The 14,116-nt window shown below is 70.5% G+C and carries 11 protein-coding genes and 1 pseudogene; 4 read left to right on the top strand and 8 right to left on the bottom strand.

Translation table 11 applies throughout. The features are described from left to right. Positions 1–2: 2 nt before the first annotated feature. From ACQEVG_RS11930 to ACQEVG_RS11915, 4 genes and pseudogenes are all read right to left on the bottom strand, one after another. Positions 3–929, bottom strand: a complete 927-nt coding sequence (locus ACQEVG_RS11930) for a DUF2510 domain-containing protein (protein ID WP_432981146.1) — start codon at positions 927–929, stop codon at positions 3–5. A 195-nt stretch (positions 930–1,124) separates the two neighbouring features. After that, the gene (locus ACQEVG_RS11925; protein WP_432981143.1) at positions 1,125–1,907 is read right to left on the bottom strand and encodes a 3-oxoacyl-ACP reductase; all 783 of its coding nucleotides are present in this window, start codon (positions 1,905–1,907) and stop codon (positions 1,125–1,127) included. A gap of 7 nt (positions 1,908–1,914) precedes the next feature. Further along, positions 1,915–3,282: pseudogene (locus ACQEVG_RS11920) on the bottom strand (aldehyde dehydrogenase family protein). An 8-nt stretch (positions 3,283–3,290) separates the two neighbouring features. Beyond that, on the bottom strand, positions 3,291–4,655 hold the full coding sequence (locus ACQEVG_RS11915; protein ID WP_432981140.1) for a glutamine synthetase family protein: 1,365 nt from the start codon (positions 4,653–4,655) through the stop codon (positions 3,291–3,293). 57 nt (positions 4,656–4,712) lie between these two features. Between ACQEVG_RS11915 and ACQEVG_RS11910 the strand changes: the two genes are divergently transcribed. From ACQEVG_RS11910 to ACQEVG_RS11900, 3 genes are all read left to right on the top strand, one after another. Beyond that, the gene (locus tag ACQEVG_RS11910; RefSeq protein WP_432981137.1) at positions 4,713–5,462 is read left to right on the top strand and encodes a FadR/GntR family transcriptional regulator; all 750 of its coding nucleotides are present in this window, start codon (positions 4,713–4,715) and stop codon (positions 5,460–5,462) included. A gap of 206 nt (positions 5,463–5,668) precedes the next feature. Continuing rightward, positions 5,669–7,123: an ethanolamine permease gene (gene eat / locus ACQEVG_RS11905; RefSeq protein ID WP_432981134.1), complete on the top strand. Its 1,455-nt coding sequence runs from the start codon at positions 5,669–5,671 to the stop codon at positions 7,121–7,123. Between the two features lie 56 nt (positions 7,124–7,179). Further along, complete coding sequence (locus ACQEVG_RS11900) at positions 7,180–7,863, top strand: gamma-glutamyl-gamma-aminobutyrate hydrolase family protein (protein ID WP_432981131.1); 684 nt, start codon at positions 7,180–7,182, stop codon at positions 7,861–7,863. A 78-nt stretch (positions 7,864–7,941) separates the two neighbouring features. On the opposite strand, the gene ACQEVG_RS11895 is transcribed toward ACQEVG_RS11900, so the two are convergent. After that, positions 7,942–8,880 carry a LysR family transcriptional regulator gene (locus ACQEVG_RS11895; protein WP_432981128.1) on the bottom strand — a complete coding sequence of 313 codons (939 nt, stop codon included), beginning with the start codon at positions 8,878–8,880 and terminating at the stop codon, positions 7,942–7,944. A gap of 70 nt (positions 8,881–8,950) precedes the next feature. On the opposite strand from ACQEVG_RS11895, the gene ACQEVG_RS11890 reads away from it, so the two are divergent. Then, the gene (locus ACQEVG_RS11890) at positions 8,951–10,075 is read left to right on the top strand and encodes a TDT family transporter (protein ID WP_432985294.1); all 1,125 of its coding nucleotides are present in this window, start codon (positions 8,951–8,953) and stop codon (positions 10,073–10,075) included. Positions 10,076–10,088: 13 nt separating this feature from the next. Here ACQEVG_RS11890 and ACQEVG_RS11885 read toward each other — a convergent pair whose 3' ends face one another. Genes ACQEVG_RS11885 through ACQEVG_RS11875 form a run of 3 tightly spaced genes read right to left on the bottom strand, consistent with a single transcriptional unit; the run spans position 10,089 to position 14,005 of the window. Further along, positions 10,089–10,640: a YceI family protein gene (locus ACQEVG_RS11885; protein ID WP_432981125.1), complete on the bottom strand. Its 552-nt coding sequence runs from the start codon at positions 10,638–10,640 to the stop codon at positions 10,089–10,091. Positions 10,641–10,649: 9 nt separating this feature from the next. Next, positions 10,650–13,637, bottom strand: coding sequence for a caspase, EACC1-associated type (locus ACQEVG_RS11880; protein ID WP_432981122.1), 2,988 nt, complete (start codon positions 13,635–13,637; stop codon positions 10,650–10,652). Continuing rightward, complete coding sequence (locus ACQEVG_RS11875; protein WP_432981119.1) at positions 13,634–14,005, bottom strand: effector-associated constant component EACC1; 372 nt, start codon at positions 14,003–14,005, stop codon at positions 13,634–13,636. The genes ACQEVG_RS11880 and ACQEVG_RS11875 overlap by 4 nt, the downstream gene beginning before the upstream one ends. Positions 14,006–14,116 lie beyond the last annotated feature (111 nt).

The raw sequence follows: 14,116 nt of genomic DNA, 5'->3' as shown, positions 1-14,116 counted from the left end.
TGCTAGCCCGGTCCGATGCTGCTGCCCACCCCGCCGCTCGTCGCATCCCCGATCGGGCGGATGCTCGCGGCGATCTTGTCCATGTCCGCGAGCCCCGGCGCCTCGGGGCTGGCGTCGAAGGCGAACCGGACGACGACCATCGCCTCCGTACCCACCGTCGAGGGGAAGGCCAGCGACTGGACGTACCCGCCGGGGCCCGCTCCGGTGACGACCCGCCAGCGCACCAGATAGCCCGCGCGCCCGGCGACCGCGACGGACTTCGAGGCGAGCACGGTGTGGGACTTGATACCGCCGTGGATGCGGCTGCCGACGGCGTCTTCCTCGTACGCCTTGTCCGCCGCCGTGGCGATGTCCTGCTTGGCCACCGCCGCGGGCGAGGTCTCGTCCGTCCGCGTCGCGGTGATGGAGGACACCCGGCCGCGCCGGCAGAGCGGCGAGCCGCCGGCCGGGCAGTCGTAGGTCTCCTCCGTGACCATCGTCGTGCCCTCATCGAGCGAACTGTCCGACTTCTCCCAGCCTTTGGGGACGGGCATGGAGATGCCGTTGAGCTGGTCGGTCAGAGTTGCGGAGTCGTCCGTCGTGGGCGGAGTCGCGGACTGGCTGTCCGTCGGGTCCGCCGTGGTCGCGGCCGGACCGGAAACGCTCGGCGCGGACGTGGGCTTTCGGTCCTCGTCGTCCTTCCCGAGCAGCACCGCACCGGTGGCGACCGCGGCGGCGAGGACAACACCCGCGGTGGCCAGGGCCAGGGTGCCGCGGGTGTTGCCCTTGCGGCTCACCGGGGCGGTCGGCGGACCGAAACCGGCGGCCCGGGCCTGGACCTGCGCCTGGACCGGGCGGGTGTGCGCGGTCCAGGCGGTCCCGTCCCACCAGCGTTCGGTGCCGGGCACGTTCGAGTCCGGGTACCAGCCGGCCGGTGTCGTCATGCTCATCCGGCCACCTTAGGGGCCCGTTCAGGACGGGTACACCGAGTCCCGCCGGTCGGGAACAACGCTGCCGTCCACCCTGCGTACGGGCGCGGATGTGCTGTCCCGCTCGGTGTACGCAGAACAGCCGGGCGTTGTGCGACGCCCGGCTGCCGGGGTGTTTGCTGCGGAACGAGCTACGGAAGCGATGAGGCGGTTGACCTACAGAGGCGTGACGTAGGCGCCCGAGATTCCGCCGTCGACCAGGAAGTCGGTGGCGTTGATGAACGAGGAGTCGTCGCTGGCGAGAAAGGCCACGGCGGCGGCGAGCTCGTCCGCCTCCGCGAACCGTCCGGCCGGGATGTGCACGAGCCGACGCGCGGCGCGCTCCGGGTCCTTGGCGAACAGCTCTTGCAGGAGCGGGGTGTTGACCGGTCCCGGGCACAGCGCGTTCACCCGGATGCCCTCCCGGGCGAACTGCACGCCGAGTTCGCGAGACATGGCGAGCACGCCGCCCTTGGACGCGGTGTACGAGATCTGGGAGGTCGCCGCACCCATGATCGCCACAAACGACGCGGTGTTGATGATGGAGCCGCGGCCCTGGCGCTGCATATAGGGGATGGCGGCCTTGCAGCAGAGGTAGACGGAGGTGAGGTTGACGTCCTGGACGCGCTTCCAGGCCTCAAGTCCCGTGGTCAGGATGGAATCGTCGTCGGGCGGCGAGATGCCCGCGTTGTTGAAGGCGATGTCAACGCTGCCGTAGGTGTCGTACGCCGTCTTGAACAGCGCCTCGACCTGGTCGGGGTCGGTCACGTCGACGCGTACGAAGATGCCGCCGACCTCGTCGGCCGCTGCCTTGCCCGCGATCTCGTCGATGTCGCCGCAGACGACGTTCGCGCCCTCGGAGGCCAGGCGGCGCGCGCTGGCGAGGCCGATTCCGCTGCCCGCGCCGGTGATGACTGCGGTACGGCCGACCAGGCGGCGGCAGATGGGGGTCTCGGTCATGGTGTGTTCAGGCCTCCGTGCTGATGAAGACGTTCTTGGTTTCGGTGAAAGCGGCGAGCGCGTCGGGGCCGAGTTCGCGGCCGAGGCCGGACTGCTTGTAGCCGCCGAACGGCGTCCAGTAGCGGACGCTGGAGTGGGAGTTGACGGAGAGGTTGCCGGCGGCGACGGCACGGGAGACCCGGATCGCGCGGCCGATGTCGCGGGTCCAGATCGACCCTTACAGGCCGTACTCGGTGGCGTTGGCCAGCCGGATCGCCTCGGCCTCGTCCTCGAAGGGGAGGACGGCGGCGACCGGGCCGAAGACCTCCTCGCAGGCGGCCGGGGCGTCCGGGTCGAGGTCGGTGAGCACGGTCGGCGGGAACCAGAAGCCGGGTCCTTCGGGTGCTGTGCCGCGGATCCCCTTCTGCTCGTCGGGGACGTACGAACGCACCCGTTCCAGCTGGGACTTGGAGATCAGCGGGCCCATCTGGGTCTTCTCGTCGGCGGGGTCGCCGACCACCACGGACTCGATCGCGGGAGCGAGGAGATCGAGGAAGCGGTCGTAGACGGAGCGCTGCACCAGGATGCGGGTGCGTGCGCAGCAGTCCTGGCCGCTGTTGTCCAGGAAGGACATGGGGGTGGCGGCGACCGCGGCCTCGAGGTCCGAGTCGGCGAAGACGATGTTGGGACTCTTGCCGCCGAGCTCGAGCGTCACGCGCTTCACGCGGTCGGCGCACCTGGCCATGATGCTCTTGCCGACGCGGGTCGAGCCGGTGAAGACGATCTTCGCAACGCCCGGGTGCTCGACGAGCGCGTTGCCCGCGACGTCGCCCGCGCCCGGCAGCACCTGGAACAGGCCCTCGGGCAGGCCTGCCTCCAGCGCAAGTCCGGCCAGCCGCAGCGCGGTCAGCGGGGTCGTCTCGGCGGGCTTGAGAAGCACAGCGTTGCCCGCGGCCAGCGCGGGGGCCGTGCCCCAGGCGGCGATCGGCATGGGGAAGTTCCAGGGCGCGATCACGCCGATGACGCCGAGCGGTTCGAGGATGGTGATGTCGAGGCCGCCCGCGACGGGGATCTGCCGGCCGCTGAGGCGCTCCACTCCCCCGGCCGCGAAGTCGAGGAGATCGCGGACGTTGCCGGCCTCCCAGCGGGCGTTGCCGATGGTGTGACCGGCCTCCCGCACCTCCAACTGCGCGAGTTCTTCGAGGTGTTCGTCGACGACGGCGGCGAATCGGCGCAGCAGCCTGGCGCGGTCGGCCGGCGCGGCGGCCGCCCAGCCGCGCTGAGCCCGCCCGGCCCTGGCGACAGCCTCGTCGACCTCGGCGGCCGTCGTCGCCCGCACGGTCTCGACGACCTGGCCGGTCGCCGGGTTGAGCACCTCGTGGTACGCGTACGACACAACGTTCCTCACAGACGCTCGAAGGAGCGGCGGAGCTCCCAGTCGGTCACCGCGGCGTCGAAGGCTTCGAGCTCGACCCGCGCCATGTTGCGGTAGTGCGCGACGACTTCGCCGCCGAACGCGGACTTGGCGATCGGGCTGTTCTCCCAGAGTTCGGCGGCTTCGCGCAGCGTGGTGGGGACCTGCTCGTATCCGGCGGTGTACGCGTTCCCGGTGCACTCGTCGGGGAGTTCCAGCTGGTTCTCGATGCCGTACACACCGGCCGCGACGAGTCCCGCGACGGCCAGGTGCGGATTGACGTCGCCGCCGGGCAGCCGGTTCTCGAAGCGCATCGAGCGGCCGTGGCCGACGACGCGGAGCGCGCAGGTGCGGTTGTCGTAGCCCCAGGCGACGGCGGTCGGAGCGAAGGAGCCGGGCTGGAAGCGCTTGTAGGAGTTGATGTTGGGCGCGTACAGCAGCGAGAAGTCACGCAGCGCGGCCAGCTGTCCGGCCAGGAAGTGCCGCATGACCGGCGACATTCCGCCGGGTCCGTCGCCGGCCATGACGTTCGTGCCGTGCTCGTCCTGGAGCGAGAGGTGGATATGACAGGAGTTGCCCTCGCGCTCGTTGTACTTGGCCATGAAGGTGAGCGAGACACCTTCCTGGGAGGCGATCTCCTTGGCGCCGGTCTTGTAGACGGCGTGCTGGTCGCAGGTGACCACGGCCTCGTCGTACTTGAAGGCGATCTCGTGCTGACCGGGGTTGCACTCGCCCTTGGCGGACTCGACGGTCAGGCCTGCCGCGGCCATCTCGTTGCGGATCCGGCGCAGCAGTGGTTCGATCCGGCCGGTGCCGAGGACGGAGTAGTCGATGTTGTACTGGTTGGCCGGGATGAGGTCGCGGTAGTTGCGGTCCCAGGCCTCCTCGTATGTGTCCCGGAAGACGATGAACTCGAGCTCCGTGCCCACATGGGCGGTGAAGCCGTGCGCGGCGAGGCGCTCCAGCTGGCGGCGCAGCACCTGGCGGGGAGCTGCGACGACGGGCGAGCCGTCGTTCCACGCGAGGTCGGCGACGAGCAGAGCGGTGCCCTGGTTCCAGGGGATCCGGCGCAGTGTGGTGAGGTCGGGGTGCATGGCGAAGTCGCCGTAGCCGCGCTCCCACGAGGACATCTCGTAGCCGTCGACGGTGTTCATCTCGGTGTCGACGGCGAGGAGGTAGTTGCAGCCCTCGGTGCCGTGTTCCAGGACCTCGTCCAGGAAGAAGGGTGCGGCGAACCGCTTGCCCTGGAGCCGTCCCTGCATATCGGGGAAGGCCAGGACGACTGTGTCGATCTCGCCGCTCGCGACGAGGGCGCGAAGCTCCTCGACCCCGAGCGGGGGTTTGCGGTCTGCCACGGGATTACGCCTCCTTGGGTCAGCCGGAAGCCATAAGGTATTACTGAAGACCATTGCATGGGAAGGGGAAACGGCGACGTGGTGAAGAAGAGTGAACCGGCAGACCCGCTGACACCCGTGCTGCGCCCCGTGCGCGCGGGCAACGGCTTTGAAGAGGCGCTGGAACAGATTCTTCAGCTGCTGCGCCTCGGGCTGGTCCCGGGCGGAGACCGGCTGCCCGCCGAGCGCGAGCTCGCGGAGCGTATGGGGATCAGCCGGGTCACGCTGCGCGAGGTGCTGAAGGTGCTGACCGACCAGGGACTGGTGGAGAGCAGACGTGGCCGGTACGGCGGCACGTTTGTGCTGCACCGCCCCGACGCCCACGGCGAGGACGAGCTGCGTCGGCGCGTGGTGGAGGTCGACGTCGAGGACACCCTGCGCTTCCGCGAGGTGCTGGAGGTGGGGGCCGCCGGGCTGTGCGCGGCGCACGGCCTGACCGACGAGGGCGTAAAACGCCTGCGTACGGCCCTTGCCGCGACGCACGACGCGCCGCTGACCGAGTACCGGCGGCAGGACACGCTGCTGCATCTGGCCCTCGCCGAGCTGTCCGGGTCGCCCAGCCTGACCGCCCAGTACGCCGCGGTGCGGGCGAGGCTGAACGATCTGCTGGACTGCATTCCGCTGCTCGTACGGAATCTGGAGCACTCGCAGCACCAGCACACGGCGCTGGTCGAGGCGGTGCTCGACGGGGACGCGGACGCGGCCCGCGAGGTGATGCGGGAGCACTGCGAGGGCACGGCTGCACTGCTGCGCGGCTTTCTGTCCTGACTGCGGACCGCGGCCTGTCCCGCACTCCCCGGCTGCCACCAGCCCCGACTCCCGACTGCGGCCCGTCCCGACTTCCGACTGCCGCCCGTCCCGACTCCCGGCTGCGGCTCATCCGTAACCTCAGGTTTACGCAGGGGGCTTGCGCATTCCCGAAGACTGCCGCAATGGTGTGCGCACAAACCTTTGACCTCTGCCAGGAGCGACTCATGGCCGAAGGCACCACCACACACGACTCCTCACCCTCCTCCCCGGCCGACGACGCCTACATGAACCGGCGCACCCTGCGCAGGGGCAGCGCCGGCTGGCTGCTTCTCACCGGGCTCGGCGTCGCCTATGTCGTCTCCGGGGACTTCTCCGGCTGGAACATCGGCCTGTCCAAGGGCGGCTTCGGCGGACTCGCCGTCGCCACGCTGCTGATGGGCGTGATGTACGCCTGTCTCGTCTACGCGCTCGCAGAGCTGTCGGCGATCCTGCCGACGGCGGGCGGCGGCTACGGCTTCGCCCGCCGCGCGCTCGGCACCTGGGGCGGCTTCCTGACCGGCACCGCGATTCTCATCGAGTACATCCTCGCGCCCGCCGCGATCTCCATCTTCATCGGCGACTACGTCGAATCGCTCGGCCTCTTCGGCCTCGAATCCGGCTGGCCGGTCTATCTCGCCTGCTTCGCGATCTTCATCGGAATCCACCTCTGGGGTGTCGGCGAGGCGCTGCGTTTCAGCCTGGTGGTGACGGCGATCGCGGTCGCGGCGCTGCTGATCTTCGCGGTCGGTGCGTTCACCGACTTCAGCGCGGGCGGGCTCGACGACATCCCGGTCGACAAGAACGCGTTCGGCTCCGGCTCGTGGCTGCCATTCGGGCTGCTGGGCATCTGGGCGGCGTTCCCCTTCGGCATGTGGTTCTTCCTCGGCGTCGAGGGCGTGCCGCTGGCGGCGGAGGAGGCGAAGGACCCGGTGCGCTCCATGCCGCGAGCCCTCTCGATCTCCATGGGCATCCTGGTGCTGCTGGCCGTGCTGACCTTCTTCGCCTCGACCGGCGCGCGCGGCTCGAACGCCATCCAGGAGGCCGGAAACCCGCTGGTGGTGGCGTTGCAGGGGGACGGCGACCCGACGCCGCTGAGCCGCTTCGTCAACTACGCCGGTCTCGCGGGCCTGGTCGCGTCCTTCTTCTCGCTGATCTACGCCGGCTCGCGGCAGCTCTTCGCGCTCTCCCGGGCCGGCTATCTGCCCCGCTTCCTCTCCCTCACCAGCCGACGCAAGTCGCCGTACCTGGGGCTGCTGATCCCCGGGGCGATCGGCTTCGCGCTGGCGGCGGGGACGGGGAACGGGGCCCGGATGCTGAACATCGCGGTCTTCGGCGCGACGATCTCGTACGCGCTGATGGCGCTGTCGCACATCGTGCTGCGGCGCCGGGAACCGGGTCTGGAGCGGCCGTACCGGACCCCGGGAGGCGTGCTGACCTCCTCGGTGGCGTTCGTGCTCGCCCTCTCCGCGCTGGTGGCGACGTTCCTGGTGGACAAGGACGCGGCGTTCATAGCGCTGGGCGTCTATGCCGTGGCCCTCGCCTATTTCGCGATCTACAGTCGCCATCATCTGGTGGCGCGGGCGCCGGAGGAGGAGTTCGCGGCGCTGGCGGCGGCCGAGGCCGAGCTCGAACGCAACTGACTCGGACGAACCGCCTCGAAACGCAACTGAATGCGATCTGCGCGAAGGGAGCCACTGTGTCCAGGCCGCTCATCGGGGTCACCACCTATCTGGAACCGGCCACGTGGGGTGTGTGGGAGATGCCCGCGGCGCTGCTGCCCGCCGGATACCCACGCCTCGTCCAGGCGGCGGGCGGCCTCGCCACACTCCTCCCACCGGACGACCCCGCCGTGGCCGAGTCGGTCGTGGCCCGGCTGGACGGCCTGGTCATCGCGGGCGGCGCGGACGTCGAGCCCGTACGGTACGGAGCCGAGCCCGACCCCCGCACCGGCCCGCCCTCGCGGGAACGGGACACCTGGGAACTCGCCCTGATCCGGGCGGCGTTGGCGTCGGGGACGCCGCTGCTGGGGATCTGCCGGGGGCTGCAGCTGCTGAACGTCGCGCTGGGCGGGACGCTGGTGCAGCACCTGGACGGGCACGTGGGGGGTGTGGGCGTGTTCGGCCGGCACACGGTGAAGCCGGTGCCGGGGACGCGGTACGCGTCGATCGTGCCGGAGGAGTCGTCGGTCCCGACGTACCACCACCAGTCGGTGGACCGCCTGGCCGACGCCCTCGTGGCGAGCGCGTATGCCGAGGACGGCACGGTGGAGGCGGTGGAGCTGGAGGGGGCGGGATGGGCGCTGGGGGTGCAGTGGCATCCGGAGGCGGGGGATGACGAGCGGGTGATGTCATCGCTGGTGGCGGCGGCATCGGCACATTGAGCCCCACGTAGGCCGGCCCCGCCGGCGTTTGAGGCGTGGGGCAGGCCCGCCGCAGGCGACGACGCGCGGGACCCGGTGTCACCCCGCAGTCGGCCGTCTCCTCGTCAGCGTGAGCAGATCCCGCGCCGGCCCGGTCGGCCGATGCGACGTCGGCCAGACCGCACGCAGGTCCCGGTGAAGGCCCGCCTTCTCCACCGGGACAGCCGTCAGGCGGCGCGCCGTCAACTCCTCCGTGACCGCCAGTTCGCTCAGGACCGCCGGGCCCGCCCCGCTCACCGCCGCCGCCTTGACCGCCGTCGTGGAAGCGAGTTCGAGCAGGGGTTCCGCCAGGCCGCCGCAGGCGGACAGCGCCGAGTCGAGGACCTGGCGGGTGCCCGAACCTCGTTCGCGCAGGATCAGCGGGGTCGCCGCCAGTTCCGCCGGGGTCAGCGGCGCCCGGCGACGGGCCCACGGATGGCTCGGCGCCGTCACCACCAAGAGGCGGTCGTGGCCGATGACCGCGCCGTCCAGGCCCTCCGGCACGGACAGTCCCTCCACAAAGCCCAGATCCGCCTCGCCCGCGAGCAGCCGCCGGGCCACCATCGCCGAGTTTCCGGCCAGCAGCGAGACCGCCGTGCCCGGCCGCTGCGCGCGGAGCGCGATCAGCCAGCCCGGCAGCAGATACTCCGCGATCGTCATCGAGGCCGCCACCCGCAGCCGCGAATCCCGCCGTCCCCGCAGCGCCTGCGCCCCCGCGTCGAACGCCTCCGCCGCCTCCACGACCCGCCGCGCCCAGTCCGTGACCAGCGCGCCCGCGTCCGTGAGCCGGGAGCCGCGCGGCGACCTGTCCACCAGCGCGACCCCGAGCTGGCGCTCCATCGAGCGGATCCGGCTGCTCGCGGCCGGCTGGGTGATGCCCAGCTCACGCGCCGCACGCCCCAGGCTGCCGTGCCTCGCGACGGCCAGCAGCAGCTCCAGCGCACCCAGATCCGGTACCCGGTGCGCAAGCGGCACCCGCTCTTCTTCGCCTTCGCTCATAAACTCAGCTTATGGGGCCATAGGAGAACCATCCCTGGTGGGGAGCCACGCCCGGCGCGAGTGTGAGGGGATGGTCACCGCCGTGCAGCCCCGCCGCCACGCCACCGCGCCCACCCACACCACCGTACGGCTGCCGTCGCTCCGCCATTTCGGCCCCAACTGGTACGCGACCGTCATGGGCACCGCCATCGTCGCGAACGCCGGCGTCGGCCTCCCCATCGGCCTCCCCGGCCTGCGCACCGCCTGCATCGCCGTCTGGGCACTGTCCGCCGCCCTGCTCGTCGTCGTCCTGGCCGCCCGCGCCGTGCACTGGACCCACCACCGCGACCAGGCCCGCGCCCACCTCGCCGACCCGGCGATGGCGCCCTTCTACGGCTGTCTCTCCATGGCGCTGCTGGCCGTTGGCATCGGCACCCTGACCGTCGGCCAGGATGTGCTCGGCGAGCCTGCGGCCGTGGCGACCGCGGCCACCCTCTTCATCGCCGGCACCCTGATCGGGCTCACTGCCGCCGCCGTCGTCCCGTATCTGATGGTCGTACGCCAACGGGCCACGCCCAGCGCCGCCTCACCCGTCTGGCTGCTGCCCGTCGTCTCCCCGATGGTCTCCGCCTCCCTCGGCGCCCTCCTGGTGCCGCGGCTGCCGGCCGGGCAGTGGCGGGAGGGGATGCTGCTGGCGAGCTACGCCATGTTCGCGGTCAGCCTGCTGGCCACGCTGATCATCCTGCCGATGCTCCTCTCCCGGCTGATCCACCACGGCCCGCTGCCGCTCGCGCTCACGCCGACCCTCTTCCTGGTACTCGGCCCCCTCGGCCAGTCGACGACCGCGGTCAACAAACTGGCGGACGTGGCCCCGGGAGCGATCCAGGCCCCGTACGCCGCAGAGCTCGGCACCTTCGCCGTGGTCTACGGCGTCCCGGTGCTGGGCTTCGCCCTGCTGTGGCTGCTGCTCGCCGGCGCGATGGTGGTGCGGGCCGCGCGGGAGGGCATGCCGTTCTCGATGACCTGGTGGGCCTTCACCTTCCCGGTCGGCACCTGCGTGACCGGCGCGGAGGGTCTTGCGCACCACACCGGCCGGGTCGCCTTCGACTGGCTCGCGGTCGGCCTGTACGCGTTCCTCGTCGCGGCCTGGGCGGTGGCCGGACTCCGTACGCTGCGCGGCCTGTTCAGTGGAGGGCTGCTCACAGCACCCAAGTGAATGTTCTGCTGCGTCAACTTCCGGGAAGGGCGACGGTGAACTCGACGTCGACCGCGTCGCGGAGTTTGAGTGCGCCGAAGAAGCCCGAGTACGGCTTGATGCCCCACTGGGACTGCACCAGGCTCGCGGTACCTGCGACGGTGGCGTCGTCCCGCTGCCGGACCTCCAAGCGCAGGGGGTGGGTCTGCCCGACCAGGGTCAGCTCGCCCTCGATGATGGCGCTGTCGTCGTGGACCTCCGCGCGCGAGGACGTGAAGGTCGCATCTCGGTCGCGATCGACCTTCAGGACCTTGTGCATCGTCTGCTGGATCTGCTGCTTGTCGCCGTCGCTGAGCGGCTTGACCCCGCCGGTGCCTTCAAGGACCTTCAGCGCGCCCAGGTCCACGCGTACGGACACCGCGGGCCGGGCGGCGGGGTCCGCGGGGACGGTGACGCGGCCTTCCCAGACGGTGGCCTCGATGAGCAGGTCATGTCCGACCCTGGCGGCAACGCCCTGGCGGTAGGTACGCACCAGCAACCGACCGGTCTGCCGGCCGATCTCGTACTCACCTGCTGCTAGGACCACGGTTTCAGCCTACGGCTGCGCCTGGTCGCCGGCCAGCTGCCCTGTGTCGCCTTCGATGTTGTCGAGCTCTTTCTGGGCGATTTCAGCCCACTTGGCGATGCCGATATCGGCGTAGACATCCCGCGCGGCCGCGAAGCCACGCGCTGCCGCCCGGCGACGGCTGCGGGCCCGATCGTTTCTCGCGGTGGCGAGAAGGGCGCCAGCTTGGCCGAGGCGGTCCCCGAGGGTCCGGTAGATGGTGTGGGCTTCCTGGTAGGCGGCGGCTGCCTCGTCGTACCGCCCCTGCATACGATGGAGGTCGCCCACGCTCTTCGTGGTGTTGGCCTGGCCGAGGCGGTCGCCGAGGGTCTGGAAGCGGCTGTGGGCTTCCTGGTAGGCGGCGGTCGCCTCGTTGTACCGCCCCCGCGCGTAGTGGATGTCACCCAGACCCTTCGTGGTGTTCGCCTGGCCGCGGCGGTCGCCGAGGGTCTGGAACAGGGTGTGGGCTTCCTGGTAGGCGGCGGTCGCCTCGTCGTACCGACCCTGCATGCGGTGGACGTCGCCCAGATCCTGCGTGGTGTTGGCCTGGCCGAGCCTGGCGCCGAGGGTCTGGTAGATGGTGTGGGCTTCCTGGTAGGCGGCGGCTGCCTCGTCGTACCGACCCTGCGCGTAGTGGATGTCGCCCAGACTCTCTGTGGTGTTGGCCTGGCCGCGGCGGTCGCCGAGGGTCTCGTAGAGGGTGTGGGCTTCCTGGTAGGCGGCGGTCGCCTCGTCGTACCGACCCTGGGTGTAGTGGATGTTGCCCTGGCCCTGTGTGGTGTTGGCCTGGCCGAGGCGGTTGCCGAGGGTCTGGTAGAGGGTGTGGGCTTCCTGGTAGGCGGCGGCTGCCTCGTCGTACTGCCCCTGCATCCGGCGGATGTCGCCCCGACGCTTCGTGGTGTTGGCCTGGCCGAGCGATTGAGGGGCTGTTGACGACATGACCAGCTGGAGGAGTTCCTCGGCTTCGGTGTACCGGTCTTCGAGGTACAGCGACAGACCCAGGTCAATGAGGAAGTCAGCGGCCCTGCTCCAGTGATTCGCGCTGGCTGCCCGTGCCGCGGCCGTCAGTTCCTGGGCGTGCTGGTTCAGCCAGAGACGAGCTTTCGCCACTGCTTGGTCATCGCTGTCCGGGTCGTTGTTCATGACTTCTCGCGCCGATTTGAGACCCGTGTGCAGATGGTCGTACAGCCGCTCCCGGCTGGCCTCCTCCTCGCCCTTCGTCGCATCTCGGGCTGCCGTCTGGCGGGTGTAGGAGAGGCTCAAGTCGTGAAAGCTGTAACGGCCGTTCGTCCCGATCAGGAGTTGTTCGATCTCGGTGAGCCGCACCTCTGCCTCGTGTTCCGGCAGTTCCGCCATGGCGGCCAGGGAGTCGGGGCCGAAGTCGGGTCCCGGGTGCCAGGCGCAGTGGCGGATCAGGGTGCGCAGGTCGTCGTCGAGTGCCTCATAGGCGCTGGTGAAGGCGGCGCGTTCGGCGGCGTCGATCTCGCGGAAGGCGGCTCGGTAGCGGTCCGGGCCAGCCAGGGATGCGAGAACGGCCTCGGGGGAGGCGCCACGGAGCAGACGGGTACTCAAGGGGCCGAGGACCAGCGGGCTGCCGTCGATACGGTCGGCGAGTTCGCCGAGTCGACGGGTGTCTTCCGGCACGCCCATCTTGTGCCAGACCGTGGCACACTCGGTGGCCGACAGGGGAGCCAGTGCGTGGCGCCAGTCGGTGGAGAGGCCCGCCAGCTCGGAGCGGCTCGAGATCATGACCATGCTCGGCGAGTTGGCCCCCGGCAGCAGCGGCAACAGTTGACCGGTGTCGCGCGCGTTGTCGAGGAGCAGCAGGACGGGGCGTTCCTCCAGGACCCTCCGCCAGGTCTCGGCCCGCGCCGTGAGGTCGGCGGGAATGTGCTCGGGGCTGTGGCCCATGTGATGCAACTGTTCCGCGATAACTGCGTACGGGTTCCGGGGCTTTTCGTCCGGTGTCCATCCGCGCAGATCGACCTCCAGGCAGCCGCCCGGAAACAGGTGCGCGATGCCTGCGGCTGCGGCGCGCAGCAGTTGCGACTTGCCCTGACCGCCGCGGCCGTGGACCAGGCAGACAGCGGGAGGTTGCGCGGCCATCCGCTGCAGTTCGGCGATCTCCTGATCCCGGCCGGTGAAGTGCCGGGTGGGGGCGTAGGCGGTGTGCGGGGTACGCGGCGCCCGGGTGCCCGTCCGATCGCCGGTGAAGGCGCGGTTGCGGGCGAGCGGAATGCGGTGTCCGTTGTCGCGGGTGCTCATCCTGGGCAGCGGTACGGGATGGCCGTCCACCGTGCGGCCCTTCAGCCGGGAGCGCAGCACCTCGAACACGTCGGCCATGGTCAGGACGGGTTGGTCCTCGCCGCGGCGTCCGTCGGGCAGGCCATCGCTGAGTCCGTCCCGCAGCAGGGCGGCCAGCTCCAGGGTGAAGACGCTGCCTTCGGGCAGGCAGAGCGAACGCTGGGTTTCGGCGGCCGACGTCAGCACACAGGCGCCCTCGATCTCGAAGTCCGCAGCGGCAGTGGCCTGTGTCTGAGCGCCGTCCATGGGCAGGGCGAGCCCGCTGAAGCAGCTGTCTACGATCACGATTCGATGCCGTGCCTTGGAGCGCGCCACGATGGCACGGATCTCGTCGTATGCCACCGAGTGGTGCGGTCGTTGGACGTGGGAAGCCGTCGTGGCGAGATGCAGACTCCGGCCGTCGCGCCCGAAGTGCCCGTGTCCGGCGTAGTAGACGAGCAGCAGGTCACGGGCGTCGTCGGCGGCGTCCTGGAGTGCGTCGAGCAGGATGCCGGGCGTGCTGTCGGCGGGGACCTCGACACAGTGTGCACCGGCCAGACCGCCCACTTCGGCGGCGGTGAGCAGCTTGCTCAGGGCGGGCACGTTGTGGCGGACGCCGTCGAGTTCACCGAGGTGCTGGTAGGCGTGCACTCCGAAGAGGACCGCGCGCGATCCGGCCGTGGCATCTGCGCTCATTCCGGAGTGCCGTCGCCCTGGTCACCGCCGTCCAGACGACGCAACAGGTCGGCCAGTTCTTCCGGTGACAGATGGCTGATGTCGACCGTGCTGCCCCCATGGGTGAGGGTCCGCCCGCCATCCCCGGCCCCACCGCCGCCAGCGCCGTTGGCTCGGGTCGCGCGCCAGGTCGCGTACGCGACAGCGAAGTTCGCCAGGTCCGTGCCATTGCCGAGGATGATGTCAAGCGCTTCGAGCACGCCCATCGTCGGACCGTCGCCGGCGACCGACTCGACGGAAAGGCCCGCCGTGCCGGGGTCGCGGTCCAGCCAGGACCGGAGATCGGTCAGCGCGTACTCGTCGCCCTCACCGATGATTCGAATGCGCATGCCCCACCGCTCCCGACGCCCGACCCTCCCCAACTGCGCCCAAGCGTAGAGGCATTGAGCATGCTGGAAGCCGTTACTCCACGGCCCGAAAGGCAACGGTCAAATTCTGTC

The sequence above is a fragment of the Streptomyces sp. CA-135486 genome, from assembly GCF_050936555.1.
Lineage (GTDB): Bacteria > Actinomycetota > Actinomycetes > Streptomycetales > Streptomycetaceae > Streptomyces.
The sequence above is the reverse complement of the archived record's forward strand: the minus strand, read 5'-3'. Positions and strand labels throughout refer to the sequence as shown.